Here is a 25,446-nt window from a genome sequence, read left to right on the forward strand (position 1 = left end):
GCGCTGCCAGCGCCGGCCTCCTGCTGGCCAGCGTCTGCTCACCGGCACGCCGTCCGCGCATTAGCAGGCCCGCCCAGCGGAGCACCCAGGGGTGCTTCGTCCACGCTCTCATGACACCGCCTCGCCGGACGCAGGCCACGCCCACGGCCGGCGTGCGCGGTCTTCCGCTTGCCATGCCCTGATCAAGGCGTCGTCCTGCAGTGTCAGTCCGATGTCGTCCAGCCCGTTCAGCAAGCCTTCACGCCGCAGCGGATCGATGGTGAACCGGATCGCTGACCCATCGGGGGCGGTCAGTGTTGTGGTGGTGAGGTCCACTCGTACCGGCGCCCCTTGCTCACACTGCACCGCCAGTGCCTCGATCGCGGCCGCTGGCAACACAATTGGCAGAAGCCCGTTCTGGAAGCAATTGTTGTAGAAGATGTCGCCATAGCTCGGGGCGATGACGCAACGCACGCCCATGCCCATCAGGGCAGCCACTGCACCCTCGCGCGATGATCCGCAGCCAAAATTGCTTCCCGCAAGAAGCACCGGCGCCTGACGGAACATCGGCCGGTTCAGGATGCAAGCCGGCTCTTCGCCGCCGTCCGGCCGCAAGCGCAAAGCCTCCATGGCGTACTTCCCGAGTTCGTCGCGCGACAGGCTGGTGAGGCGCTCGATCCGGATGATGATGTCGGTGTCGACATTGGCGCGCATCAATGGGGCGGCCGCGCCCACTACTACGGTAAATGGTTGCATGGCTATTTCAGGCTCCGCACGTCAGTGATTCGACCAGTCACGGCCGCTGCTGCAGCCATGGCTGGACTGGCAAGATGCGTACGGGCGCCTGGCCCCTGTCGCCCGACGAAGTTTCTGTTCGAGGTCGACACGGAACGCCCTCCCGACGGAACTTGCTCGCCATTGGCAGCCACGCACATGCTGCAGCCTGGCTCCCGCCAGACGAAGCCTGCCGCTTCGAAGACCTCGTGCAATCCTTCGGCCTCGGCGGCACGCTTGACGTTCTCGGAGCCTGGCACAACCCAGGCTGTCACGCCCGGGGCCACACGTCTTCCCCTCGCAACCGCGGCCGCGTCCCGCAGGTCGGACAGGCGTGAATTGGCGCAGGAGCCTATGAAGACCCAGTCAACCGGTGTGCCGACGATAGGCGCGTGCGGCTGGAGCCCCATGTAGTCGAGCGCTGAAGCGATCTCGTCGCGCCTGGCGGGGTCCGATATGTCAGCCAGGCTCGGCGTCATCCCGTCAATACGAATCGCGTGCTCCGGGCTCGTTCCCCACGTGATCGTGGGCACCACGGCGCAGGCATCGATCCATTCTTCCCTGTCGAATGTCGCATCCTCGTCCGTCGCAAGGGTGCGCCAGTAGGCGGCGGCTTGCTCAAACGAGGCGCCGGTCGGCGCGTAGGTGCGCCCGCGCACCCAGTCGACGGTCTTCTGGTCCGGCGCCACCATGCCAAAACGCGCGCCAAGCTCCACGGTGAGATTGCAGAGCGTCAGCCGGCCTTCCACATCGAGCTTGCGGATCGCCGTTCCATCGAACTCGATCGCGTACCCGACACCGGCTGCGGCTCCGAGTTGACCGATGATATGCAGGATCAGATCCTTGGCCGTCACGCCGGGGGGCAGTTCGCCTTCGCAATGGATGCGCATGCGCTTTGGTTTCTGCTGGCGCAACGTCTGCGTCACAAGGGCATGGGTGCTCTCGGACGATCCGACACCGAAGGCCATCGCTCCGAGGCCGCCGTTGGTGCAGGTATGGCTGTCACCACAGATCACCGTCAGCCCCGGCAACACGATCGCCAGTTCGGGCCCCATGACGTGAACAATGCCCTGGCCTGCCTGGCCAAGATCGAACATCCTGATGCCAGCTGCCTGCGACGCTTTTCGCAACACTTCCCACAGCCTTCCGCCTGGCGCATAGGTGTTGCCGTCGCGGCCCGGCTGGCTGGATACCGCATGATCGGGTGTGGAGAACACCAGTGCAGGGTCGTGGAGCGATAGCCCGCGAGATGCCACCTCCATCAGAGCCGGCGGACCGGACAAGTCGTGCAGCAGGTGGCGATCGATATGCAGCAGTGCCCAGCCATCGCCAAGTTCGCGCACCACGTGCGCGTCCCATAGCTTGTCGAAGAGGGTGCGCGGCATCATTTGCTCTCGGGATGCGTGGCGCGTGCACCCGCGTTAAAGCGCTGGCGCAGGTTGTCCCATTCATCGGCGCCGAAGCGGCGAAAGCTCTGGGCAACGCTGGCCGACACGGCCGGCGCAGTGTGCGTGGCCGCCAGCGCTGCAAGCGCGGCATCGCCAGCTTCGATGGTGGCCTTGAGCAAGAGCCCTGGCAGGATCGCCAGCTTGTAGCCCATCTGCTCTGCCTCGCGCAGATCGAAAACAGGTGTGCGGCCCCCAGGAACAACGTTAAGCAGGCAGGGGCCACCAACAACCCTGGGGACAAGGGCGGCTTCCTCAATGGTCTGGGTCGCTTCCACGAACGCCACGTCCGCACCCGCTTCGAGCGCCGCATTTGCTCGCCAGATGGCTTCATCGATACCAAGCATCGCACGCGCATCCGTACGGGCGATGATGACGAACCCGGGGGTCCGCCGGGCTTCGACCGCTGCACGGATCCTGGAGACAAACGCCTCCCGCGAGATGACTTCCTTGCCGTCAAGGTGGCCGCAACGCTTGGGCGCCACCTGATCTTCGATATGGATCGCGGCCACCCCCCGCGACTCGTACTCGCGCACGGTGCGGGTCACATTCAGCTCGTCGCCGTAGCCGGTATCGGCATCCGCGATCAGCGGGATCGCGATGGCCCTGGCCATGATCGCAGCGTTGTCGACCATTTCAGTCATGGTCAGCAAGCCGAAATCCGGGAACCCCCTCGCGGCCGCAGTGCCGGCACCGGTCATGTAGCAGGCCGGGAACCCAGCCTGTTCTATCAGTCGTACCCCAATTGCATCGTAGGCGCCAGGGGCAATAATCATGCCGGGCGCGTTCAGGCGCTGGCGTAGAGCTTGTACGGGGGTCATCCGTGAGTCCTGTGAAAGGGTATCTCGGCTGCGTCCGATCCGGCGTGGTCGGCACAGTGTTTATGTGTTTATATTCTAGATACAACTAGATTCGGCGGTCAATGGATTTCTTTGAATGCGGTGACTTTGCCCGCGCCCCTGTGCTATGTCCGTGTGCTATGCTCATCACGCTCCTGGATCATCACGTTATGCCGCGCTCGTCTCCTGTCACCCCACCTCGCGCCCGCGTCCCTGGCACTGCGCTCAATCGACAACTCTTCATCGTTTTACGCGACGAGATCACACGCGGTGTGTATGCCGAGTCGGGGGCATTGCCAAAGGAAGAGACGCTGTGCGAGCGCTTTGGCGTCTCGCGTATCACCGTGCGGCGTGCGCTTGCGGACCTGGCTGCACTGGGCCTGGTAGAACGCCGACATGGGCTGGGTACGTTCGTCAAAGCGAGCACCCTTGCGAGCCGGAGCGGCCCGACGCTGAGTGTCATTGACGGATTGCGCCAGACTGCGCGCGAGACGGAAGTCGAAGTACTAAATGTCGAACGAGTCCCGGCGCCGCCAGATGTTGCCGCGGTACTGCAACTGGAGCCCGGAGAAGCAGCGGTGCATGCCCTGCGGCTGCGCAAGATGGAGGGTATGCCAGTGATGCTGACGGACGCCTGGGTACCCGCAGCGCTTGGCAAACGCGTATCCGCGGCGGCGCTGCGCAAGCACGCCTTGTTTGAAATCCTGATGGCCCAGGGAGTGAAATTCGGCCGCGTTGTGCAGGAGATAACCGCGCAACTTGCCGACCCAACCTATGCAGGCTGGCTGCAGACCGAAGTCGGAGCTCCGCTGCTGAAGCTTGTACGTCTGCTCCACGATCCGGAAGGGCACCCGATCCAGTATCTGACTGTCTATCTGAGTCCGGAGCGAAGCCGTATCCTCATGGACATTCCCGCCGATCGGATAAACACGTTGAGCGCCGGCCAGGTCGTTCACGATATTTTGACCAACGGTGATCTCTGAGGGGCGCCCGGGCTTCGCCACTACGTAGCCGCTCCATATCTCGTTCGCCGATGCCGGGCGTGATGTCGCTCACCTTGGCCGCCTCATGAAACACCCGCCCCACCTGCCTCAGCAACGGCGTTGCGCCTAGGACAGCTTGCGGCCGAGCGTCTCCGGCACCATGGTCAACCCGAGCAGCGAGACCAGACCGCAGCCGATCAGGTAGAACGCCGGCGCATTGGGATTGCCCGTCAGGTGGATCAGCACAGTCGAGAACAGCTGGGCAAAGCCGCCGAATATCGCGATGGCCACATAGTAGGTCACGGACATGCCGGTGGCCCGCAGGCGCTGTGGCAGTACCTCGCTCACCAGCACCAGCGTGGCGGGTGAAGTCATTGCCATGGGTATGGCCAGGCAACCAACCACCACCAACAGGCAAGTCAGTGACGGAAAGGCATTGAGCAGGAAAAAGGCCGGATAGGCCATCAGCAGCAGCACCACACGCGACCACCACACCATGGTGCGGCGCCCGACGCGGTCGCACATCCAGCCCGCGACCGGACCGAACACCACCATCATGGCGGCGGCCACGAAGCCGGCCCAGACGGCGTCGCCGCGCGGGATATGCAGCTGGAAGGTGGCGTAGTTCGGCAGGTAGTAGGCGATCAGGTGCACGGCCGCGGCGAGGCCCGTCATCAGGAGCACGCTGGCTAACAGCTCACGCCAGTGCTGGCGCATCAGCTGCCATCCGCCGGCAGCCGCCTTCTTGCGCGGCGGCGGCACCAGCGTTTCCTCGAGGCGCCGGCGGATCAGCTGGCCGATGGGGATCACCAGGATGCCGAGCAGGAAGGCGGCGCGCCAGCCCCAATGCTCGAGGGCATCGGCGCTGAGCGTATGGCTGAGCGCAAGCGCCACCAGCGCGGCGAAGACGGCGGCAATGCCCTGGCTGGCCGTCTGCCAGCTGGTGTAGAAGCCACGCGAGCGTTCGTCCGCATACTCCAGCAGCATGGCGCTGGCAGAGCCCATTTCACCGCCGATGGCAAAGCCCTGGATCAGGCGTGCCAGGATCATCAGGACCGGGGCAATGTAGCCGATCTGCGCATGGGTCGGCGTTACCACGAGGATCAGGGCGCTGAACGCCATCAGCCACATCGACAGCAGCACCGCGGGCTTGCGGCCGCGGCGGTCGGCGTACGCGCCGATCACCAGTCCACCCAGGGGGCGCATCAGGTAGCCCGCGCCGAAGGTGCCGAAGGACAGCAGCAACTGGCCGAGCGGATTGCCAATGGGAAAGTAGAGGGGAATGATCAGGGTGGCGAAGAAGTTGTACACCCCCGAGTCATACAGCTCCAGGGCGCCGCCGATGGTGATGGCGGTGATGGCGGACACCCTGGACATGGCTCTGGGGTTGTCCTCGGCCGGAGTGGGCGTGGCTACTGGGGAAGCCATGGTGGTGGGATCGAGGGGCAAGGCTGTCTCCTGGTGCCGCGGCATGATGCCGCCGCGCGCTGTTGTTGGTCGGAAGCGCTGGCTGGCGTGGGGCGGCCCGGCTGGCTGGCTTAGCCAGGGCGGTGCTGCCTTAATCCAGCCGGAATCCGGTCTGCTTGATGGCTGCAGTCTCTGGTTTATGCCGCTTCAGTAGCCCTGCCTTGTCCCGGCACGACGTCCCCCTGCTGCCATTGCGCCATCAGCCGCTCCCAGCGCGTGCGGGCGGCCGCCAGGTTGCGCGCCTTGACGTGGCCGTAGCCGCGGATCTCCTGCGGCAGCCGGGCAATCTCCAGCGCCAGGTCGAGATTGTGCGCGGCAAGTGCCGGCAGCATGGCTTCCACGCTGCGCCGGTATGCACCGATCAGGGCCCGCTCCTCCTTGCGCTCCTGGGTGTAGCCGAAGGGATCGAATGCCGTGCCGCGCAGGCCCTTGAAACGGGCCAGTACGCCGAACGCAGTGCGCATCCACGGGCCATAGGTGCCCTTGACCAGTTCGCCGGCCTGGTTCTTCCGCGCAAACAGGGGCGGGGCCAGGTGATGGACCAGCCGGACCTTGCCTTCGAACATCGATGCGATCTGCTGGCGGAATGCGGCCCCGCTATGCAGGCGAGCCACCTCATATTCGTCTTTATAGGCCATCAGCCTGAACAGCGAGCGGGCCACGGCTTCGGTCAGGCGGGTCCCGCCGAGGACCGATTCCGCTGCCTTCACGCGACCGACAAAGGCCTCGTATTGCGCCGCGTAGGCCCGGTTCTGGTAACCGGTCAGGAACTCGGCATGCTTTGCCACCAGTTCCTCGACCGGCACCTTGCGCACGAACTGGATCACCTGCGAGCCAGCCGGCTGCGCGGGCAGCTTCGACATATCGTGCGCGCACAGCCGGCCCCATTCGAAGGCCGCCTTGTTGCTGTCGACCTGCACGCCGTTGAGCTCGATGGCGCGCATCAGGGCCGCATGCGACAGCGGCACCTTGCCTTTCTGCCAGGCATAGCCGAGCAGCAGCAGATTGGCGTAGATAGACTGGCCGAGCACCTGCTTCGCCACCTGTTCGGCGTCGAAGCTGGCGAGCTGGCCTTCGCCGACGGACTGCGCGATCCGCGCCACGGCCTCGCCGGTCTGCGGATCCCAGTCCGGGTTGCGGACAAAGGCCGCAGTCGGGGTGAGATGGCTGTTCAGCACCACATAGGTGAGCGCCGGCGACATCGCGGCCAGCGAGGCCTTGCTGGCCGCGACCACGGTATCGCAGGCGATCACCAGGTCGGCCATGGCCATGTCGACGCGGCTCGCATGCAGGGCGTCCGGGCTGGCGGCGATCTGGATATGGCTCCAGGTAGCCCCGCCCATCTGCGCCATGCCAGTCGCATCCTGGGTGATCACGCCCTTGCCTTCAAGGTGGGCGGCCATGCCCAGCACGCCGCCGATGGTGACAATGCCGGTGCCGCCGATGCCCGCCACCACGATGCGTTGCGGCTTGCCGGCGTCCGGCAGCCTGGGCATCGGAATGGCCGGCGGCGCGGCGCGGCCGCCCGTCGTGGGGGCGGGGGTCTTCAGCTTGCCGCCCTCGACCGTGACAAAGCTCGGGCAGAAGCCCTTGGTGCAGGAGAAGTCCTTGTTGCAGGTGTCCTGGTTGATCTTGCGCTTGCGCCCGAAGTCGGTTTCCACCGGCTGCACCGCCAGGCAGTTGCTCTGCACGGAGCAGTCGCCGCAGCCTTCGCACACCAGCTCGTTGATGACCACGCGCTTCGCCGGATCGACCATGGTGCCGCGCTTGCGCTCGCGGCGCTTCTTGGTGGCGCAGGCCTGGTCGTAGATGATCACGGTCACCCCGGACACTTCGCGCAGCTCGCGCTGCACGGTATCGAGCTCGTCGCGGTGGCGCACGGTGACCCCGGCGGCGAGATTGCCGGCGCCCTTGTACTTCCCGGGTTCGTCGGTCACCACCACGATCTGCCGCGCACCTTCGGCGGCCAGTTCGCGCGTCATTGCCGGGACGTCGAGCTGGCCGTCCACCGGCTGGCCGCCGGTCATGGCCACGGCGCTGTTGAACAGGATCTTGTAGGTCAGGTTGACGCCGGCATGGATCGACTGGCGCACCGCCAGCAGGCCGGAGTGGTTGTAGGTGCCGTCGCCCAGGTTGGCGAACATGTGGGTGCGCTTGCTGAAGGGGGCCTGGCCCATCCAGTGCACGCCTTCGCCGCCCATCTGCGACCATGAGGTGGTCGAGCGGTCCATCCACACCACCATGCCGTGGCAGCCGATGCCGGCGGTCGCGACCGAGCCTTCCGGCACGCGCGTGCTGGTGTTGTGCGGGCAGCCCGGGCAGAACCAGGGCAGGCGGTCGGTGGCGCGCGCATCGCCCTGGCTGGTGGCGCGTTCCCTGGCGTCGATCTCCCGCAGGCGCACATCCATGCGCGCCGCCACGTCGGCCGGCACGCCCAGCGCCTGGAGCCGCTGCGCGATGGCCTTGGCCACCAGCGCGGGCGACAGGTCGGCCTTGGCGCGCAGCAGCCAGTCCTCGGCGGGCTTGCGGTGACTCCATTCGCCGCCGGCGCCGTCGGCGTGGTGGTACTTGCCGAAGACGGCCGGGCGGGTATCGGGCGGGTAGTGGTACAGCTCGTCCTTGAGCTGCTGCTCGATCACGGGACGCTTTTCCTCGACCACCAGGATCTCGCGCAGCCCGCGCGCAAAGTCGCGCACGCTGTCGGGCTCCAGCGGCCATACCACGCTGACCTTGTGCAGCCGGATGCCGAGCGCGCGGCAGGTGGCGTCATCCAGCCCGAGGTCGAGCAGGGCCTGGCGCGTGTCGCTGTAGGCCTTGCCGCTGGCGATGATGCCGAAGCGGTCGCCGGATCCCTCGATCACGTTGCGGTTCAGGCGGTTGGCGCGCACGTAGGCGAGCGCGGCCGGCCACTTGAACTCCATCATGCGCGCTTCGGCCCCGAGCGGATCGTCGGGCCAGCGGATATGCAGGCCCCCGTCGGGCATGGCGAAGTCGTCCGGCAGCACGATCCGCACGCGATCCGAGTCGGTGATCACCGAAGCGCCCGATTCCACCACCTCCTGCACGGTCTTCATGCCGGCCCACAGCCCGCTGAAGCGGCTCATGGCCAGGGCATGCACGCCGAGGTCGAGGATGTCCTGCACGTTGGCCGGAAAGAACACCGGCAGCCCGCAAGCCATGAAGGTGTGGTCGCTCTGGTGGGCCAGCGTGCTGCTCTTGGAGACGTGGTCATCGCCGGCAAGCGCGATCACGCCGCCCAGTGGCGAGGTGCCCGCGAGGTTGGCATGCTTGAGCGCGTCGCCGCTGCGGTCGACGCCCGGGCCCTTGCCGTACCAGATGCCGAACACGCCGTCGTAGCGCCTGCTGGCGGCATCGAACTCCAGTTGCTGCGAGCCCCAGACCGCGGTGACGCCGAGTTCCTCATTGACGCCGGGTTTGAAGACCACGTGGTTCTCGGCAAGATGCTTCTTTGCCTGCCACAGTGCCTGGTCATAGCTGCCAAGCGGCGAGCCGCGGTAGCCGGAAATAAAGGCGGCGGTGTTGTGGCCGGCAGCGGCGTCGCGCCTGCGCTGCAGCAGCGGCAGGCGCACCAGCGCCTGCACACCGCTCATGTAGGCACGGCCGGAGTCCAGCGCGTACTTGTCGTCGATCGACACGGCTTGCAAGGCCTGCCGGGCCGCTTCGGGGAGTGTGGGAGCGTTCATCGTGGCGGTTTTCAGGCAAACAGGGTTGAACGGGGCCTGCCGGCGTGCGTCTGCACCCGGATCTCTGGCAATACTGGTGACGAAAGCGGCGCTAGCCGGGGAGGGGGATGCCGAGTTCCCGGCCTAGCGTATCCAGCGCCCGCACGACGGCGTCGGGCAGGGTGATGCCTTGCGTGCGGCCTTCGCGCTCGAGCGTATCGCCGCGGTGTCCCGGAAGCCGGGCGTTGGCGCCGCCGGCAGCAAGATAGTTGCCGGTCCACTGCGCCATGTATTCGGCGAACAGCTCCTTGCCGGCAAAGGCGTCCGGCTTGACCAGCCAGACAAAACCGCCCTGGCGGCCGACCGCGCCGCTGCCGGCGACGGTGTTGCGCGCGGGAGCGAGCGAGTCGGCGGTGGCGGCCATGGCGCCGGCCAGGCACTCCACCATCATGGCGATGCCAATGCCCTTGTGCCCGCCGGTGGGCAGCAGCGAGCCTTCCAGCGCGCGTTGCGCATCGGTGGTCGGGTGGCCGTCGGCGTCGAGCGCCCAGCCTTCGGGAATCGGCTTGCCTTCACGGGCGGCCAGCAGGATATGGCCGCGCGCGGCGACACTGCAGGCCACGTCGAAGACGATGGGCGCCGCGCCCGGCAGCGGGCAGCCGAAGGCGATGGGGTTGTGCCCGATGGCGGCGCGGGCAAAGCCTTCCATGCCGAGTACGGGTGGCGTGCGCTGGCCGACCATGCAGAAGGCGCCGGCCTCGGCGGCCAGCAACGCCGGGATGCCGAGCGCGCCGAGATGGCCGCACGATTGCACGGCAACCAGCACGGATGCGCTCGACCGCAGCGCCTCCAGCCCGAGCTGCACGGCGCGCGGGGCCGCGATCTGGCCCATGGCGCCGTCGGCATCCAGCACGATGCCGCCCGGGAAGGCCTTGTGCGACATCTCGGGGCGCGGGTTGAAATCGCCCGCACGCAGGCGTTCGACGTAGGACGGAACCCGCGTCAGGCCATGCGTCTTGTAGCCGCGCAGTTCGCTGCGCACCAGCGCGGCGGCGGCTTCGGTCGCCTGGTCCGGCGCCACGCCGCACGACTCGAACACGGCGGCGGCCCAGCGCGCGAGCTGGTCGGTGTTCCAGCGGTTACTCATGTCGATTTCTCCCGCACGATCATCAGGCGCTCCGCGAACGGGGCGGCATAGACCGACTGGTAGTAGAGCGGCTGGTCGCGCAGCGTGTAGCCACGCAACTCCATGATGAATGCCGGCGCTTCGGGATCCAGGCCAAGTTCCTGCGCGGCCGCGGCCGGGGCCTGGCCGAAGCGGATCCACTGGTCCACGCGCAACGTCGGCAGCGACAGGCGCTGGCCGATCAGCTCGCGCAGGTTCTTCTCCAGCGCATCACGGTCCAGCCCGCCGAGCTGCGCGAAGTCTTCCTCGCGCAGCCAGAACTCGCTGTACAGGTCGAAGCGGCCGCCGACGCTGATCACGCGCTCGATGCGGACATAGCCTTCACCGGCAAGGAACTCCGACCACGGTCCCTTGCGCTTGATCCGCTTCACCGAGCGCGCGTGGACGTAGGATGGCAGCTCGTTGCCCTGTTCGTCGCGGAAACGCAGATAGCGGACGTCGGCCGGCGCCACGCGTGTCCCGGAGACAAAGGTGCCCCGTCCCTGTTCGCGTGTGATCAGTCCGGAGTGCGTGAGCCGTGCCAATGCCTTCTGGACCGTGCCGACGCTGACCCCATGGAAGCTGGCGAGCTCGCCTTCGGAGGGCAGACGGTCGCCCTCGCGCAGTGCGCCGGATTCAATGGAGCGGATGATCGCGTCGGAGACGCTGCTAAGTTTGGTCATGGTTGTTCAGAGGCTCAGTGCGAATCGACTGACCGCGGTCTCCCGGATATCGAGCACCTCGCTGGTCAGCCGCGTGCCGGATGCGACGTCCATCGCATAGCCAAACAGCTGCTCGCCGAGGTCGGAGATCTTGTCCCCGTTCTGCAGGACTCCGCTGACGTCGAAGTCAATGTTGTCGGCCATGGTGTGCAGGGTATTGACGTTGCCACACACCTTGACGGTCGGTGCCACCATGCTGCCGATCGGATTGCCCACCCCCGTGCCGAAAAAGGTGAGCTGGCATCCGCCGGCAGCCAGCGCAGTGAGATTTTCCACTGCCGCGGCCGGCGCGTCCATGAAATGCAGCCCCTTCTTCTGCGGCGCCTCGCCGTAGCGCAATACGCCCACCAGCGGGCTGGTGCCGGCCTTGGCCATGGCGCCCAGCGCCTTTTCCTCGACCGTGGTCAGGCCGCCGCGCTTGTTGTCGGGCGAAGGCTGGTCATCGCGCATGTCGACGCCGCGCGAGATCGCCAGGTTTTCCATATTGCGCACCGCCGTGACGAAGGCCTCGCGCACCCGGCCATCGACCGCGCGCTCGGCGAACAGGTGCTCGGCGCCGATGAATTCCGAGGTCTCGGAAATGATCACGGTGCCGCCGCCGGCGACCACCATGTCCGCCATGCGGCCGATCACCGGGTTGCAGCTGAGCCCGGAGGTGGTGTCCGAACCGCCGCACTCGACGCCGATCACCAGCGACGACACCGGGCACGGCACGCGGCGCGCCTTCGACGCGGCCAGCGACAGCCGGCTGGCCTTGCGCGTGCCTTCGGCAATGCACGCGACCGTGCCGTCGGGCTGCAGGTGCACGCGTTCGACCGGCTTGCCGGTGGCGCGGATGCGGCGTGCGACCTCTTCCGTCGACGATTCTTCCAGGCCTACCAGCAGCACCGCGGCGATATTGGGATTGCGGCCCAGGCCGGCCAGCGACTCGAACGCGAAATCCAGGTCGGCGCCGAACTGTCCGCGCACGAACAGCGTCGTGACCGGAATGCAGCCGCCCACGGTGCGGGCAATGGTGCGGGTGACCGGATTGCAGTTGTCCATCACGGAAACCACCGCGACCCAGTTGCGTACACCGACCGCGCCGTTCTCGCGCGGGTATCCGAGGAAGGTTGTTGTCATCTGCATTACCCCTTTTTCAGGTCGCCGCGGGCACGCGCCGACTCGATGTTGTGAACGTGCATGTGTTCGCCGGCCCGGACCGCACGGCTGGCGCGGCCGATGACCTGGCCGTACTTCAGGATGGTTTCTCCCTCGATCGTGTCGGCGATGCAGATCTTGTGGCCGAACGGCACGTCTTGCAGCAGCACCAGGCGGCCTTGTCGCTCGCCTTCCAGCGCGCAGGCGTCGCCAGCCTGGCCGGCGTCCAGCAGGGTGGCCACGTTGTCGGCCGGGTTCAGTACGATGGCTCGGGGCATTGGCAAACTCCTGTATAGGTATTGGGATCCAATGTAGAGAGTCGGCCGCCATATAGTCAAGGATAAATGGGTTGACTCAGCGAAAACCACTACTCATGCGGTGGAAGTCCTATATAGAAGTTTATTGACATCGGCCCGGCCGCTGTCTATCGTCATGACAACGGCGATGTTGTCCGCGCCGGAGCATCGACGCAGTGAATCAACGGAGAAGGCAGACATGAACGTCATGTCACACAAGGAAAAAATCACGAAGCTGCAGGCCCTGCGCGCACGCCTGGATCCGCTCGAGGATTTCGGCCTGTGGTTCTGGGCAGGCATGACCGCCGGCACCCATGCCGTCAATGCAGCACTGCACATGGCGGGCGTCACGCTTGATGACGACCGGTTCCCGACGCAGCCAGGCGTCTACCTGGTGCCGCAGCCCGATGGCGGCCTGAGGCCGGCGTTCCGGCCGCTGGGCGACGTATTGCATGTGGGCCGCCCGAAAGTGGAGGGGCCGGTGCCTGCCGATATCGCCGAGATGATGGAAGCGATGGAGCACATCGAGCATTACCGCGATCCCTGCCTGCGCGAGGGGCTGGCACCAACGGCCGAGATTGCGCGGGGGTGCGACGCCGCGCTGCGTCGCTGCCTGGACTTGCTGGAAGCCCGCCTGGAGGGAGACCGGCATGGACATTGAACAGCACATGGCGATGGCGCGCAGCATCGAGGCCTCGGTGCGCAAGTGCACCGGGGCTGACTATGAGATGACCATCGAAGGCGCGATGCTGGCAGGCACGCACTGGCTGAACGCGCTGCTGCACAAGCACGGCGCGACGTCGCCGCAGGCTGACGTGTTCCACACCTACCTGCTGACGGTCAATGAATTCCGGCGGCTGGCGGTGGCGGCGGAGCAGCCACTGCACGCGCTGGCCGCCATCGAGGACACGCGGGCGCCATTTGTACGCGGCAACCATCCGGGTGGGGAAGCTGCCGCCGAACGGGCGCTGGAGCTGCTGTCGCTGATCCGTGCGACGGCGCTGGGCAGCGCGTAGACCAGGTATTTGCAACAGACACGGCAAGAGACACGTCGAGAGACAGGAAAAGGAGACAGCAGTGAAGGCAGTCCGCGTAGTGCCGGGCCCCGAGGGCGGCAAGGTCGAAGTGCAGGATATTCCCGTGCCGGCGGCGGCAGCGGGGCAGGTGCTGGTGAGGGTGCGCGCTGCCGGCCTGAACCGTGGCGAGATCAACCAGGCCGCCGAACTGCGCTCGGGCAACACGATCACCACCGGCGTCGAATTTGCCGGCGAGATCGCGGAAGTCGGCGAGGGCGTAAGCGGCTGGCGCAAGGGCGACCGCGTGATGGGCCATGGCCGCGGCTGCCAGGCCGAGTACGTGGTGGCCGACCCGATGGCGCTGATCCCGGTGCCGGACGGCCTGTCGTGGATCGATGCCGCGGCGTTCCCCAATGTCTTTATCACCGCGCATGACGCACTGGTCACCAACGGCCGGCTGGCGGCGGGCGAGTCGGTGCTGGTCAATGGCGCTTCGGGCGGCGTGGCGATGGCGGCGATCCAGATCGCCTCGCTGATGGGCGCCCGGCCCGTGATCGCGTCGTCGCGCTCGGCGGCCAAGCTGGACAAGGTCAGCCAGTTCGGCGTGGATGTCGGCATCGACGCCTCGCGGGACGACCAGGTCGAGGCGGTCATGCGTGCCACCGACAACAAGGGTGTCGACATCATCATCGATACCGTCGGCGGCCCGGTGTTCGAGGCCAATATGAAAAGCCTGGCAATCAAGGGCCGCCTGGTGAACATCGCGCGGCTGGGTTCGGCGACCGCCCAGATCGACCTGGCGCAGCTCTGGCTCAAGCGCCTGCAGCTCATCGGCGTGACCTTCCGCACCCGCACGGAACAGGAGCGGCTGGAGTGCATCCAGGCCTGCGCGCGCGACATGCTGCCGTTCCTGCGCGCGGGTCGCGTGCGCCTGCCGATCGACCGGACCTTTGCCATGACCGACATCGGCGCCGCGCATGCGTACATGAAGCAAGACCAGCACGTCGGCAAGATCGTGTTGCTGGTCGACTGAATGCATGGATAAGGCATAGAAAAGAGGAGACATGATGACAATCCAGATCAAGCCGCTGACCGGCTCCGTGGCTGCAGCCGTGACCGGTGTCGACCTGAACCAGCCGCTCGACGACGCCAGCTTCGAGATCCTGCACCGGGCCTTCCTGGCGCATGGCGTGCTGGTGTTCCGCGGCCAGCATCTGCAGCCGGCCGCGCAGGTTGCGTTTGCCCGGCGCTGGGGCAAGCCGGTGCAGGGCAACCCGCTGCTCAAAGGCCTGACCGAGTTCCCGGAACTGGCGCAGGTCACCAGGATCCCCAAGGAAACCGCCTCGACCGAGGCCTGGCATTCGGACTCGATCTATACCGAGGTGCCACCGAAGATCTCAATCCTCTCGGCGGTCACCGTCCCCATCGGCGGCGACACCATGTGGTGCAACCAGTACGTCTCTTACGACCGCCTGTCGCCGGCGATGCAGCGCATGATCGAGGGGCTGCGGGCGCGTTTCTCGGGCGCGCGGCTGGCCAGGATGACCGGTTCGGACAAGGTGCCGACGGCCGTGCATCCGATCGTGCGCACTCACCCTGAGACCGGACGCAAGGCGCTTTATGTCGGCCACCCCGACACCGCACAGTGCATCGAAGGCATGACCGAAGCTGAGAGCCGCCCGCTGCTCGACTTCCTGTATGCGCACTCGGTGTCGCCGGACAACGTCTACCGCCATATGTGGCAGGAGGGCGATGTGGTGATGTGGGATAACCGCTGCACCATGCACTACGCCGTGCACGATTACGGCAATGCCCAGCGGGTACTGAACCGCGTCACGCTGGAAGGGGAAGTACCCCGCTGAGTGGTACCGCCACTACCGGTGCCCCTTGCCGTTGATCCGGCATGGGGCGCCCGGCACCAAGGATGCCCGTCCGGATTGCGCACGGGACCAAACGGAGATTGCAATGCAGATAGGGATCCCGACTGAGACGCGGGCGGGGGAGGCGCGCGTCGCCGCAACGCCGGAGACCGTGAAGAAATACGTGGCCCAAGGCCACCAGGTCATATTGCAGAGTGGCGCCGGCCTGCGTGCCAGCCAGACCGACAGCGCTTATGAGGCCGCGGGCGCGCGCATCGGCGGCGCTGCCGAGGCACTGGGCGCGCAACTGGTGCTGAAGGTGCGCGCACCGGACGCCGCCGAACTCGCGCAGATGAAGCCAGGCACCGTACTGGTCGGCATGCTCAATCCCTTCGATGCCGAGAACAACGCGCGCATGTCCGCCGCGAACATCACCGCCTTCGCGCTCGAAGCCGCGCCGCGCACCACGCGCGCGCAGAGCATGGACGTGCTGTCGTCGCAGGCCAACATCGCCGGCTACAAGGCCGTGCTGGTGGCCGCGCACCACTACCAGCGCTTCATGCCGATGCTGATGACCGCCGCCGGCACCGTCAAGGCCGCGCGCGTGCTGATCCTGGGCGCGGGCGTGGCAGGCCTGCAGGCCATCGCCACGGCCAAGCGGCTGGGCGCGGTGATCGAGGCCTCCGACGTGCGCCCCGCGGTCAAGGAGCAGATCGAATCGCTGGGCGGCAAGTTCCTCGACGTGCCGTTCCTCACCGACGAAGAGCGCGAGATCGCCCAGGGCGTGGGCGGCTATGCCCGCCCGATGCCGCCGGACTGGATGAAGCGCCAGGCCGAGCTGGTGCACCAGCGCGCGACCCAGGCCGACATCGTCATCACGACCGCGCTGATCCCGGGCCGCAAGGCGCCGGTGCTGCTGCAGGAAGCGACCGTGGCGCAGATGAAGCCGGGCTCGGTGGTGGTGGACCTGGCCGCCGCGCAGGGCGGCAACTGCCCGCTGACGGTGGCCGACGAAGTGGTCGAGCGCCACGGCGTCGTGCTGGTCGGACACACCAACCTCGCCAGCATGGTCGCCGCGGATGCCTCGGCGCTGTATGCGCGCAACGTGCTGGATTTCCTCAAGCTGCTGATCGACAAGGACGGCAAGCTCGCGATCAACACCGACGACGACATCGTCGCGGCCTGCCTGATGACGCGGCGCGAAGAACTGGCGTTGGCAAGCTGAACCGGCAATCAAGGAGATATCGATGGAAATGGTTAGCCACACGGTGATCAACCTGATCATCTTCGTCCTGGCGATCTACGTGGGCTACCACGTGGTCTGGACGGTCACCCCCGCGCTGCATACGCCGCTGATGGCAGTGACCAATGCGATCTCGGCCATCATCATCGTCGGCGCCATGCTCGCCGCGGGCCTGACCGAAGGCGGCGTCGGGCGCGTGATGGGCACGCTGGCGGTGGCGCTGGCCGCGGTCAATGTGTTCGGCGGCTTCCTGGTCACGCAGCGCATGCTGGAAATGTTCAGGAAGAAGGCGCCCAAGGCGCAGCCCGAAGCCAAGGGGCAGCCCGGCGGCAAACTGGCGGAGGTGGCGTAATGAACGGCCTGTCCATGAATATGGTGACGCTGTCCTACCTGGGCGCGTCGGTGTGCTTTATCCAGGCGCTCAAGGGGCTGTCACACCCGACTACGGCGCGGCGCGGCAACACCTTCGGCATGGCCGGCATGTTGGTGGCGGCGCTCACCACGGTGGCGCTGATCTTCAAGCTGAAGAGCGAACTGCTTTCCGGCGGGGCGAACTCCTCCGCGCCGGGCACCGGCGTGGCGCTGATCCTGGCCGCACTGGTGGTGGGTGGCGGCATCGGCGCCTACGTCGCAAAGAAGGTGCAGATGACCAAGATGCCCGAGCTGGTCGCGGCAATGCACTCGCTGATCGGTCTCGCGGCGGTGTTCATCGCGGTGGCGGCCGTGGCGGAGCCCGCTGCCTTTGGCATCACGGCTGCCGGTTCGCACGACCTTCCGCCGGGCAACCGCATCGAGCTCTTTATCGGCTGCTTTGTCGGCGCCATCACGTTCTCGGGCTCGGTGATCGCTTTCGGCAAACTGGCCGGGCGCTACAAGTTCCGCCTGTTCCAGGGCGCGCCGGTGGTGTTCGCCGGCCAGCACTGGCTGAACCTGCTGCTGGCGGTGGCGATGGTCGGCTTCGGTATCGCGTTCTTCCTGACGCAGGCGTGGATGCCGTTCCTGGTCATGCTGGCGATCGCCTTCGTGCTCGGCGTGCTGATCATCATCCCGATCGGCGGCGCCGACATGCCGGTGGTGGTGTCGATGCTGAACTCGTACTCGGGCTGGGCGGCGGCGGGCATCGGCTTCTCGCTGAACAACCCGATGCTGATCATCGCGGGCTCGCTGGTGGGTTCGTCCGGTGCCATCCTCTCGTACATCATGTGCCGCGCGATGAACCGCTCGTTCTTCAACGTGATCCTGGGCGGCTTCGGCAGCGACGCCGCGGCCGCGGCCGGGCCGGCAGGGCAGGCGCAGCGCAATGTGAAAGCGGGCTCGGCGGACGATGCCGCCTTCCTGATGGGCAATGCCGAGACCGTGATCATCGTCCCGGGCTACGGCCTGGCGGTGGCGCGCGCCCAACACGCACTCAAGGAACTGACCGAAGCGCTCACGGAAAAGGGCGTGACCGTGAAATACGCGATCCACCCGGTGGCGGGCCGCATGCCCGGCCATATGAACGTGCTGCTGGCCGAGGCCGAGGTGCCGTACGACCAGGTCTTCGAGATGGAAGACATCAACAGCGAGTTCGGCCAGGCGGACGTGGTGCTGGTGCTGGGCGCCAACGACGTGGTCAACCCGGCGGCCAAGACCGACCCCAAGTCGCCGATCGCCGGCATGCCGATCCTGGAGGCGTACAAGGCCAAGACCATCATCGTCAACAAGCGCTCGATGGCCGCCGGCTACGCCGGGCTGGACAACGAGCTGTTCTACCTGGACAAGACCATGATGGTGTTCGGCGACGCCAAGAAGGTGGTCGAAGACATGCTCAAGGCCGCCTGAGCCGCACCGTCCGCAGCACGCGGCCAGTTCGCTATAAGAACCTGCAATCGAGGGGGAGCGATCCAATGCAACCCGCCTGTGCCGTCCCCGCCGCCAATGGCGGTCCGGATTTGTCGGCGCACGATCCGGCATCAGCCGGCACTGCGGACGGCAACAGGCACTCATGCGTGCGGCCGGGCAGCTGACTTACTCCGTCGTGCTCGGGCTCCAGAAGGCCTGGCCGATGGCGTCGGATGCGGCCAGTTGCGCCACGATGGCGTCGAGCTGATCGCCATCGACGGACGTCGACATCAGCACCGCCTCGATTTCAACGTCCTGATCGCCGAAGGCATGGACGACCAGATCGCGGGTCGGATGCTTGCCCGCCTCCAGCGCATCCTCCAGCAGCCGCAACGCCTCCTTCTGGCGTAGCCGCGGTGCAATGACGTAGACGGTATTGGTGACTTCCACCGCGGGTGTGTCCATGGGCTGCTGGTTGATGCGGTTGACCAGCGGACGCAGCAACGTGTTCGACGCCAGCACAAACAGGCAGCCGAGCGCAGCCTCCAGGATCAGGTCTGCGCCGGCGCTGGCGCCTACCGCGGCCGAGCCCCACAGCGTGGCCGCGGTGTTGAGCCCCCGCACGTTGCCTTCTTCCCGCATGATCACACCGGCGCCGAGAAACCCGATCCCCGAAACCACGTAGGCCACCACGCGCACGGCGCCATCGTGGCCCGCCAGCCGGTTGGCCATGTCCACGAAGATGGCCGCGCCCACCGCCACCAGGACGTTGGTCCGCAGGCCAGCGGTGCGCTGCCGGTACTGCCGCTCGTAACCGATCACCGCACCGAGCACGAATGCCGTGGTCAGGCTGATGCCGGTATCGAGCAACGATTCGAGATTGATGTTCTGGATGGCTTCAAGAGTCATGGCTGATATCGGGCGGAGCCAGAACGGCCCTTCTACCCGCCAAGAATGTCACGATTGTGTCACGCCGCCGTCATGCGGCATGGCGGCGTGACCGAGGGTCGGTCCAGGCGAGGATGCGGCTTACTGCCAGCCGAAACGGCGGATGTAGACGCGCTTCATCGCCGTGGTCAGCAACGCATAGCCCAGCACGATGCCGACCATCCAGGGGAAGTACGTCAGCGGCAAGGCTTGCAGCTTGAAGTACCCGGCCAGCGCTCCCATCGGCAGGAACACCCCGATGGCCATGACCACGCCGGTCATCACCAGCAGCGGCGCAGCCGCGCGGCTTTCGACAAAGGGCAGCTTGGGGGTGCGGATCATATGCACGATCAGCGTCTGCGTCAGCAAGCCCACCACGAACCAGCCGGACTGGAACAAGGACTGCTTGCCCACGGTATCGGCGCCGAATGCGAACCACATGACCAGAAATGTGGTGATATCGAAGATCGAGCTGATCGGGCCGAAGAAGACCATGAAGCGCCCGATATCGCCGGGATTCCACTTGAGCGGCTTCGCCACCAGTTCATCGTCGACGCTGTCGAAGGGAATTGCGATCTGCGAGATGTCATACAGCAGGTTCTGCACCAGCAGTTGCAGCGGCAGCATCGGCAGGAACGGCAGGAAGGCGCTCGCCACCAGCACGGAGAAGACGTTGCCGAAGTTGGAGCTGGCCGTCATGCGGATGTACTTGAGCATGTTGCAGAAGGTGCGACGCCCTTCGATCACGCCTTGCTCCAGCACCATCAGGCTCTTTTCCAGCAGGATGATGTCGGCCGCTTCCTTGGCGATATCCACCGCACTGTCCACCGAAATGCCGATGTCGGCCGCGCGCAGCGCGGGGGCGTCGTTGATGCCGTCGCCCATGAAGCCGACAATGTGGCCGTTGGCGCGCAGGGCGTGCACCAGGCGCTCCTTGTGCAGCGGCGACAGGCGGGCGAACACGTTGTGCGTCTCGACCGCCTGCGCAAGCGCGGCGGCATCCATCTTCTCGACCTCCGGCCCCAGCAGCACGCCGTCGATCGGCAGCCCGACCTCCCGGCAGATCTTCGCGGTCACCAGTTCATTGTCCCCGGTGAGGACCTTGACCGTGACGCCGTGCGTCGCCAGCGCCTGCAAGGCGGGGGCGGTGGATTCCTTGGGCGGATCGAGAAAGGCGATGTAGCCGACCAGGGTCAGGTCGCGCTCGTCGGCCACGCCGTAGGTGGCCAGTCCCGGCGGCGTTTCCTTCATGGCCACGGCCACCACGCGCAGGCCCTCCTCATTGAGGTCGTGCGTCACCTGCCGCACCTGCGCCAGCAGCGCATCGTCGAGCGGCAACACCTCGCCCTTGACCTGCACGCGCGTGCAGACACTCAGGATTTCCTCGACGGCGCCCTTGCAGATCAGCTCGTTATGGTCGTCCCGTTCGGACACCACCACCGACATGCGGCGGCGCTGGAAGTCGAACGGGATCTCGTCCACCTTGCGGTAGTCCCGCACCGGCATCAGCTCTTTCTGCAGCTCGGCATGCTCCAGCACCGCGCGGTCCAGCAGGTTCTTGAGGCCGGTCTGGAAATAGCTGTTCAGGTAGGCATGCTTGAGCACGTCGTCGGAGCCATGGCCAAGCACATCGGTGTGGCGCTCCAGCACGATCTTGTCCTGCGTCAGCGTGCCAGTCTTGTCAGTGCACAGCACGTTCATGGCGCCGAAGTTCTGGATCGCGTCCAGCCGCTTGACGATGACCTTGCGCCGCGACAGCAGCACCGCGCCCTTGGCCAGTGTCGAGGTGACGATCATCGGCAGCATTTCCGGGGTCAGGCCCACCGCCACGGATAAGGCAAAGAGGAAGGCCTCCATCCAGTCGTGCTTGGTGAAGCCGTTGACCAGCAGTACGATCGGCACCATCACCAGGGCGAAGCGGATCAGCAGCCAGCTCACCTGGTTCACGCCGGCCTGAAACGCGGTGACCGCGGGCCCGGCGGCCGTCACCCGGGCCGCCAGCGTGCCGAAATACGTCCGGTTGCCGGTCTCCAGCACCACCGCGGTGGCTGCGCCCGACACCACGTTGGTGCCCATGAAGGCGATATTGGTGAGATCCAGCGGGCTTTCGGTATGGCCGCGCCGCTCGGCGAACTTCTCCACCGGCAGCGATTCACCGGTCATGGCCGCCTGGCTGACGAACAGATCCTTGGCGGAGAGGATGCGGCAATCGGCGGGGATCATGTCGCCGGCCGACAGCGCCACGATTTCGCCTGGCACCAGGTCGCGCAGCGGCACTTCCATCTTGGCCGGTGGCCTGGAGTGCAACTGCACATTGAAGTATTGGGCGCTGGTTTCCGAAACCGCGGCCGCCAGGTCGCGCCGCACCACGGTGGCAGTGGTGCTGACCATGGCCTTCAGGGCGTCGGCGGCCTGGTTCGAGCGGCGCTCCTGCACGAAGCGGATCAGGGTCGACAGGATTACCATCGTGCCGATGACGAGGGTAGCCTTGATGTCTTCCGTGAGGTAGGAAATCACGGCCAGAACCGTCAGCAGCAGATTGAACGGGTTCCGGTACGAATGCCACAGGTGCAGCCACGCCGGCAGCGGCTTTTCGTGATCGACCTCGTTGGGGCCAAAGCGTTTCAGGCGCTCTTCCGCCTCGGGGCTGGTCAGGCCGTCTTCATGCGAATGCAGCCGCACCAGCACGGCGGCCACGTCGTCCCTGGCCGCCCGCTTCAGGTCGTGCGTCAGGTGCTCCGGCATGGCCCGCGACGGGCCCGGCTCGCCCAGCGATTCGAACAGCGCCAGGCGGCGGAAATGGTGGGCGACCCGGCGCGAGCGCAGGAACCCGCCAAAAAAGGTCGTCAGGAATTGAAAGTTCATGACGGAATCTCCGAGATCGGTTCAGGTGTTGCCGCTGCGCACGAGTGTACGGCAGCGAGAGAATGCATTCATTGGGGCGCCTTGAAAGGCGGGGCAGGTTTTTCGTGCCGCGGCTTAGAATTCCGCGTGAAAACGTACGCCGTAGAACTTCACCGGTCCGCGATCGCGGTTGTAGCCTGGGTTCTGTATGTATTGGAAGTCGGGGCTGATCCACAGGTGCCTGACCGGCTGAAAGCTGTAAAACACTTCCAGGATGCGCTCCTGCCCGTAGTTCAGCGCGCCGTCGCCCAGGAAAGCACCGAGGCCGCCGGCGGCGAGATAATCCCGGTGCGCGCTGCCCAGCATATTGACCGCGACACCGACGCCCAGTGCATCCTGGGGGCGGCCCCAGCGCTGACCGCTCAGGATGCCACCGAGCGAAAAGCTCCGGCCGACCTCCGTGAAGGCATAGGTCTCGGTCTTGTCGTCCGCCCAGTCCGCGCGGACGAACAGGCCAAGATCCTCGCCAACCTTCTGTTCAAAGCTCAGGCCGACGCCGACCTTGGCGTGCTCGCGGCGTACATCGGCGACGTCCGGTGTGGTGCCATTGACGTTGCCAGACGCGATGGCATCGCGGAAGGCGCCCATCCTGGCCTTGTTGCGCCAGAACAGCAGCCGGGCCTTGCCCTCCTGCCCGGCCAGTTGATAACGCCTTTCCAGCTCGATCATGTCACCGTAGTGCTGCAGGAAGCGGGTGTCGAGCGCCAGGCCGTTCGATTCGATCGGCTGCAGGAACCGGCCGGCGCGCACTGCCCAGTCGTCGTAGTAGTACTCCAGCGCGATCCCCCAGTTGTAGCCGCGGGCGTCGGCCGGGTAGTCGAATGAGCCGTGCGTCATGAACGACCAGTTGAGGAATTGCGTGCGCGGATCGTGCGCGTATCCGACTGCGTTGAAGATGTCGAGCACCGGCACGTTACCTGCGGTCAGCACCACCCGGCGCTTGTCGACGGTGGTGGCGAACTGGTTGAAGTCCGCCTCCACCTGCTCCTCGCCACCGCCGAGGCCCCAGGTCTGGCGCAGGAAGGCGCGGGCGCGAAAAACGGTGGGATTGGGGCCCGATACTTTGGCCAGTTCGCCGTTGGACAGGCCGCCAAGGCCGTGCAGGCCGGAAAACGGAACGCCCTGGACCCCTTCCGGATTGAAATGGAACTCGGCGCCTTGCCACAGCCGCACCCCCAGGTCCAGCGTGGCCGTCCACGAATAGCTCTTGTCGCGCTGCGGGCCCAGGCTGTTGTCGCCCGAGTAGGCGGCGCCAAATGCCGGCTTGCGCTGCCAGACGTAGGTGGTCTGGCCGTGGATCGCGAAGCGGTCCGGTTCGCCCGCCAGGGCCTGGCCGGCATCAGCGGTTGGCGCGGTGGCGGGGAGATTGCTGCTGGCGTCCTGCGCACGTGCCGGCCCGAAGCCGAGGGTGAGGAACAGGGCAAGCAGCGATGCCAACGCGCGGCGCGACCCCAGCGTGCCCTTCAGGAGGGGCAGCATCGAAACAAAAAACGAAAAGCACGAAACGAACGTCATGGGACCTCCCTCGCGCGCTTCTATGGCGCGCGTAGGCACGGACGACCGGCGGTAAAGGGTCTGAGCGCGGACGAAAGCCGTCCACCGCTACCCTCGCGGCGCAGGTCGCAAACAAAAACCGGGAGATGGGCACGCGGAGAACCCGCGCGGATGCCACTACCCGCCGCTATCGGCTAGGCAGTGGCGAGACGTCGCCTTGACTGACTAGCCGTTCAGAGTTCGGCCCGGGGCCGATCAGAACAACTGTCCATGGGAAAAACCCGTAGTGATGACGGGGCGAAGCATAGCAAAAGGCCACAGCGTCGAGCAAATGATTTTCGCGGCGAACGGAGCCCGCGCGGCGCTTTTTTTCCACACCTCACGTCTTCCGGTGCGTCCCGCCGCGCAATCGCGCTAGGGGCCAGCCGTTTTTCCCTCCTGTTGCCCAGCTTCCGGGTGCGCCTGCCCCTGCTTGCGCTGCTCGGCCCGCTCTTTTCTCCGCTCACGCTTGCGGCCTTGATACGGTTCGGCGGGCCTGGGGCTTTGCGCGCGGGGTGCCTCGGCGTCGGAAGCAGCAGCGTTCACAGCGGCCGGCCAGATGAGTGTGGCGAGTGCCGCCAGGGCAAGGCCTCTTGAGAAAATGTGCATTTCAAGGACTCTCCCAAAGGAAGGCGCCTGCCGGGGTGAACTCCCGCCAGTCCGAGAATGGGGTCATGCCTGATGGGCTGCTGAAGCCTGCGCGGCTGCCATATCCGTTGCGTCCGACCCGCTTCGACGGGCTTGAGACGACGTTGGCTTGCTGTCGCGTTGGCGTCGGGGATATGTGCCGCCACGGGCGTATAAGGTTGCATTGGGATCGTCACTGCCTCGCAAACTCTGGACGACGCGGTCGGACCGGATTGCTGATCGGTCCGGCCCGATCGATGTAGCCTTCATGAGCCCGGCAACGCCGGCGGTGGCCAGCAACACGGCAAGGAGGGGATGGCGCAGATTCATGGTGCCTCCACAGGAAAGAGCGCAGCAACGCTGATGGCGCGCCGGGGCGAGGCCACGAGCGGCCCTTTCTCAATGCACATTAGCAGGTCCGCGCCAGGCTGGTGTAACGGAACGCCTGGCGCGCCGGCCACCAGGCGGAGGACAGCGGCAAACACTATATCGACCCAAGCGGATCAGAACGATCAGTCACCACTCCCTGCGCCGTTTCAGGTCTGAATCAATCCCTTTATTGAGCTATCCGCGATGCAGTCCGTCGTTTGGTCGGTACCTTTTCGGCTTCGGCTTGTACAGAATCCAGTTACGGCGCCAGGGCTCAGTCCAACCACACCCTGGAATTGCCAGGGGCGACCCAGGGTCGTGGCTGACCAGCGTACTCCCGGGTCGCCAGCGCATTGCGCGCGGTTCCTGAACGCTCACTTGTCTCGGAGCCTTCGATGCAACTTGTCATGAAATTCCTGCGCCGCGAAATCGACGCCGAACCGCGCGGCCCGAGCCAGGTTGCCCCGCGCCAGCAGGGGCAGATCACCCACGCCCTCGACGGCCGCTCGGTGCCCTTCGCGTTATTCCTCGGCGTGCTTTGCGCGGTGCCGGCTATATTGGTTGGCCTTCTGCTGATCGTGAGCCGAGTGTGAATCCACCGCCCGCACAGCATTGAATGTGCGGCATCGACTGGTTGATTCCACAGCCGGCTTC

The 25,446-nt window shown here is 66.1% G+C and carries 21 protein-coding genes; 9 read left to right on the forward strand and 12 right to left on the reverse strand.

Annotation, left to right across the window (positions count from 1 at the left end):
• Nucleotides 1-108: 108 nt before the first annotated feature.
• Genes leuD through ACREYQ_RS19675 form a run of 3 tightly spaced genes read right to left on the reverse strand, consistent with a single transcriptional unit; the run spans nt 109 to nt 3,019 of the window.
• Complete coding sequence (gene leuD, locus ACREYQ_RS19665) at nt 109-735, reverse strand: 3-isopropylmalate dehydratase small subunit (RefSeq protein WP_432261858.1); 627 nt, start codon at nt 733-735, stop codon at nt 109-111.
• Nucleotides 736-737: 2 nt separating this feature from the next.
• Nucleotides 738-2,138 carry a 3-isopropylmalate dehydratase large subunit gene (leuC, locus tag ACREYQ_RS19670; RefSeq protein ID WP_432262604.1) on the reverse strand — a complete coding sequence of 467 codons (1,401 nt, stop codon included), beginning with the start codon at nt 2,136-2,138 and terminating at the stop codon, nt 738-740.
• On the reverse strand, nt 2,138-3,019 hold the full coding sequence (locus ACREYQ_RS19675) for an isocitrate lyase/PEP mutase family protein (protein WP_432261859.1): 882 nt from the start codon (nt 3,017-3,019) through the stop codon (nt 2,138-2,140). Before ACREYQ_RS19675 ends, leuC begins: the two co-directional genes overlap by 1 nt.
• A gap of 158 nt (nt 3,020-3,177) precedes the next feature.
• Between ACREYQ_RS19675 and ACREYQ_RS19680 the strand changes: the two genes are divergently transcribed.
• Nucleotides 3,178-4,020, forward strand: a complete 843-nt coding sequence (locus ACREYQ_RS19680) for a GntR family transcriptional regulator (protein WP_432261860.1) — start codon at nt 3,178-3,180, stop codon at nt 4,018-4,020.
• 126 nt (nt 4,021-4,146) lie between these two features.
• On the opposite strand, the gene ACREYQ_RS19685 is transcribed toward ACREYQ_RS19680, so the two are convergent.
• From ACREYQ_RS19685 to ACREYQ_RS19710, 6 genes are all read right to left on the reverse strand, one after another.
• Nucleotides 4,147-5,469, reverse strand: coding sequence for an MFS transporter (locus ACREYQ_RS19685; protein WP_432261861.1), 1,323 nt, complete (start codon nt 5,467-5,469; stop codon nt 4,147-4,149).
• 155 nt (nt 5,470-5,624) lie between these two features.
• On the reverse strand, nt 5,625-9,191 hold the full coding sequence (locus ACREYQ_RS19690; protein WP_432261862.1) for an indolepyruvate ferredoxin oxidoreductase family protein: 3,567 nt from the start codon (nt 9,189-9,191) through the stop codon (nt 5,625-5,627).
• Between the two features lie 91 nt (nt 9,192-9,282).
• Nucleotides 9,283-10,317: an Ldh family oxidoreductase gene (locus ACREYQ_RS19695; protein ID WP_432261863.1), complete on the reverse strand. Its 1,035-nt coding sequence runs from the start codon at nt 10,315-10,317 to the stop codon at nt 9,283-9,285.
• Nucleotides 10,314-11,018 carry a GntR family transcriptional regulator gene (locus ACREYQ_RS19700; protein WP_432261864.1) on the reverse strand — a complete coding sequence of 235 codons (705 nt, stop codon included), beginning with the start codon at nt 11,016-11,018 and terminating at the stop codon, nt 10,314-10,316. Before ACREYQ_RS19700 ends, ACREYQ_RS19695 begins: the two co-directional genes overlap by 4 nt.
• 6 nt (nt 11,019-11,024) lie before the next feature.
• Nucleotides 11,025-12,179, reverse strand: a complete 1,155-nt coding sequence (locus tag ACREYQ_RS19705; RefSeq protein ID WP_432261865.1) for a UxaA family hydrolase — start codon at nt 12,177-12,179, stop codon at nt 11,025-11,027.
• A 5-nt stretch (nt 12,180-12,184) separates the two neighbouring features.
• Nucleotides 12,185-12,475, reverse strand: a complete 291-nt coding sequence (locus ACREYQ_RS19710) for a UxaA family hydrolase (protein WP_432261866.1) — start codon at nt 12,473-12,475, stop codon at nt 12,185-12,187.
• A gap of 217 nt (nt 12,476-12,692) precedes the next feature.
• On the opposite strand from ACREYQ_RS19710, the gene ACREYQ_RS19715 reads away from it, so the two are divergent.
• From ACREYQ_RS19715 to ACREYQ_RS19745, 7 genes are all read left to right on the forward strand, one after another.
• Nucleotides 12,693-13,154, forward strand: coding sequence for a hypothetical protein (locus ACREYQ_RS19715; protein ID WP_432262605.1), 462 nt, complete (start codon nt 12,693-12,695; stop codon nt 13,152-13,154).
• Complete coding sequence (locus ACREYQ_RS19720; protein WP_432261867.1) at nt 13,144-13,509, forward strand: hypothetical protein; 366 nt, start codon at nt 13,144-13,146, stop codon at nt 13,507-13,509. The genes ACREYQ_RS19715 and ACREYQ_RS19720 overlap by 11 nt, the downstream gene beginning before the upstream one ends.
• A gap of 61 nt (nt 13,510-13,570) precedes the next feature.
• Nucleotides 13,571-14,542 (forward strand): zinc-binding dehydrogenase, encoded by a 972-nt coding sequence (locus tag ACREYQ_RS19725; RefSeq protein ID WP_432261868.1) that lies wholly within the window; start codon nt 13,571-13,573, stop codon nt 14,540-14,542.
• A 34-nt stretch (nt 14,543-14,576) separates the two neighbouring features.
• Nucleotides 14,577-15,371 carry a TauD/TfdA dioxygenase family protein gene (locus ACREYQ_RS19730; protein ID WP_432262606.1) on the forward strand — a complete coding sequence of 265 codons (795 nt, stop codon included), beginning with the start codon at nt 14,577-14,579 and terminating at the stop codon, nt 15,369-15,371.
• Between the two features lie 103 nt (nt 15,372-15,474).
• Nucleotides 15,475-16,593 (forward strand): Re/Si-specific NAD(P)(+) transhydrogenase subunit alpha, encoded by a 1,119-nt coding sequence (locus ACREYQ_RS19735; RefSeq protein WP_432261869.1) that lies wholly within the window; start codon nt 15,475-15,477, stop codon nt 16,591-16,593.
• 22 nt (nt 16,594-16,615) lie between these two features.
• A complete protein-coding gene (locus ACREYQ_RS19740; RefSeq protein WP_432261870.1) occupies nt 16,616-16,963 on the forward strand; it encodes an NAD(P) transhydrogenase subunit alpha in 348 nt (115 codons plus the stop codon).
• Nucleotides 16,963-18,432, forward strand: a complete 1,470-nt coding sequence (locus ACREYQ_RS19745) for an NAD(P)(+) transhydrogenase (Re/Si-specific) subunit beta (RefSeq protein ID WP_432261871.1) — start codon at nt 16,963-16,965, stop codon at nt 18,430-18,432. Before ACREYQ_RS19740 ends, ACREYQ_RS19745 begins: the two co-directional genes overlap by 1 nt.
• A 186-nt stretch (nt 18,433-18,618) precedes the next feature.
• On the opposite strand, the gene ACREYQ_RS19750 is transcribed toward ACREYQ_RS19745, so the two are convergent.
• From ACREYQ_RS19750 to ACREYQ_RS19760, 3 genes are all read right to left on the reverse strand, one after another.
• Nucleotides 18,619-19,341, reverse strand: coding sequence for an MgtC/SapB family protein (locus tag ACREYQ_RS19750; RefSeq protein WP_432261872.1), 723 nt, complete (start codon nt 19,339-19,341; stop codon nt 18,619-18,621).
• Between the two features lie 120 nt (nt 19,342-19,461).
• Entirely contained in the window at nt 19,462-22,224 is a 2,763-nt protein-coding gene (gene mgtA / locus ACREYQ_RS19755) for a magnesium-translocating P-type ATPase (RefSeq protein ID WP_432261873.1), read from the reverse strand.
• A 114-nt stretch (nt 22,225-22,338) separates the two neighbouring features.
• Nucleotides 22,339-23,778, reverse strand: a complete 1,440-nt coding sequence (locus tag ACREYQ_RS19760) for a carbohydrate porin (protein WP_432261874.1) — start codon at nt 23,776-23,778, stop codon at nt 22,339-22,341.
• 1,409 nt (nt 23,779-25,187) lie between these two features.
• On the opposite strand from ACREYQ_RS19760, the gene ACREYQ_RS19765 reads away from it, so the two are divergent.
• Nucleotides 25,188-25,385, forward strand: coding sequence for a hypothetical protein (locus ACREYQ_RS19765; RefSeq protein ID WP_432261875.1), 198 nt, complete (start codon nt 25,188-25,190; stop codon nt 25,383-25,385).
• Nucleotides 25,386-25,446: the final 61 nt, after the last annotated feature.

The organism is Cupriavidus sp. TMH.W2 (assembly GCF_050847365.1).
In the GTDB taxonomy this organism is placed as follows: domain Bacteria; phylum Pseudomonadota; class Gammaproteobacteria; order Burkholderiales; family Burkholderiaceae; genus Cupriavidus.

What these genes read in the sequence shown, in the direction of transcription:
- leuC (WP_432262604.1), bottom strand. Translation starts at nt 2,138, where the DNA reads ATGCCGCGCACCCTCTTCGACAAGCTATGGGACGCGCACGTGGTGCGC.
- ACREYQ_RS19720 (WP_432261867.1), top strand. Translation starts at nt 13,144, where the DNA reads ATGGACATTGAACAGCACATGGCGATGGCGCGCAGCATCGAGGCCTCG.
- ACREYQ_RS19765 (WP_432261875.1), top strand. Translation starts at nt 25,188, where the DNA reads ATGCAACTTGTCATGAAATTCCTGCGCCGCGAAATCGACGCCGAACCG.
- ACREYQ_RS19735 (WP_432261869.1), top strand. Translation starts at nt 15,475, where the DNA reads ATGCAGATAGGGATCCCGACTGAGACGCGGGCGGGGGAGGCGCGCGTC.
- ACREYQ_RS19760 (WP_432261874.1), bottom strand. Translation starts at nt 23,778, where the DNA reads ATGACGTTCGTTTCGTGCTTTTCGTTTTTTGTTTCGATGCTGCCCCTC.
- ACREYQ_RS19695 (WP_432261863.1), bottom strand. Translation starts at nt 10,317, where the DNA reads ATGAGTAACCGCTGGAACACCGACCAGCTCGCGCGCTGGGCCGCCGCC.
- ACREYQ_RS19705 (WP_432261865.1), bottom strand. Translation starts at nt 12,179, where the DNA reads ATGACAACAACCTTCCTCGGATACCCGCGCGAGAACGGCGCGGTCGGT.
- ACREYQ_RS19740 (WP_432261870.1), top strand. Translation starts at nt 16,616, where the DNA reads ATGGAAATGGTTAGCCACACGGTGATCAACCTGATCATCTTCGTCCTG.
- leuD (WP_432261858.1), bottom strand. Translation starts at nt 735, where the DNA reads ATGCAACCATTTACCGTAGTAGTGGGCGCGGCCGCCCCATTGATGCGC.
- mgtA (WP_432261873.1), bottom strand. Translation starts at nt 22,224, where the DNA reads ATGAACTTTCAATTCCTGACGACCTTTTTTGGCGGGTTCCTGCGCTCG.
- ACREYQ_RS19745 (WP_432261871.1), top strand. Translation starts at nt 16,963, where the DNA reads ATGAACGGCCTGTCCATGAATATGGTGACGCTGTCCTACCTGGGCGCG.
- ACREYQ_RS19690 (WP_432261862.1), bottom strand. Translation starts at nt 9,191, where the DNA reads ATGAACGCTCCCACACTCCCCGAAGCGGCCCGGCAGGCCTTGCAAGCC.
- ACREYQ_RS19750 (WP_432261872.1), bottom strand. Translation starts at nt 19,341, where the DNA reads ATGACTCTTGAAGCCATCCAGAACATCAATCTCGAATCGTTGCTCGAT.
- ACREYQ_RS19680 (WP_432261860.1), top strand. Translation starts at nt 3,178, where the DNA reads ATGCTCATCACGCTCCTGGATCATCACGTTATGCCGCGCTCGTCTCCT.
- ACREYQ_RS19710 (WP_432261866.1), bottom strand. Translation starts at nt 12,475, where the DNA reads ATGCCCCGAGCCATCGTACTGAACCCGGCCGACAACGTGGCCACCCTG.
- ACREYQ_RS19675 (WP_432261859.1), bottom strand. Translation starts at nt 3,019, where the DNA reads ATGACCCCCGTACAAGCTCTACGCCAGCGCCTGAACGCGCCCGGCATG.
- ACREYQ_RS19730 (WP_432262606.1), top strand. Translation starts at nt 14,577, where the DNA reads ATGACAATCCAGATCAAGCCGCTGACCGGCTCCGTGGCTGCAGCCGTG.
- ACREYQ_RS19715 (WP_432262605.1), top strand. Translation starts at nt 12,693, where the DNA reads ATGAACGTCATGTCACACAAGGAAAAAATCACGAAGCTGCAGGCCCTG.
- ACREYQ_RS19700 (WP_432261864.1), bottom strand. Translation starts at nt 11,018, where the DNA reads ATGACCAAACTTAGCAGCGTCTCCGACGCGATCATCCGCTCCATTGAA.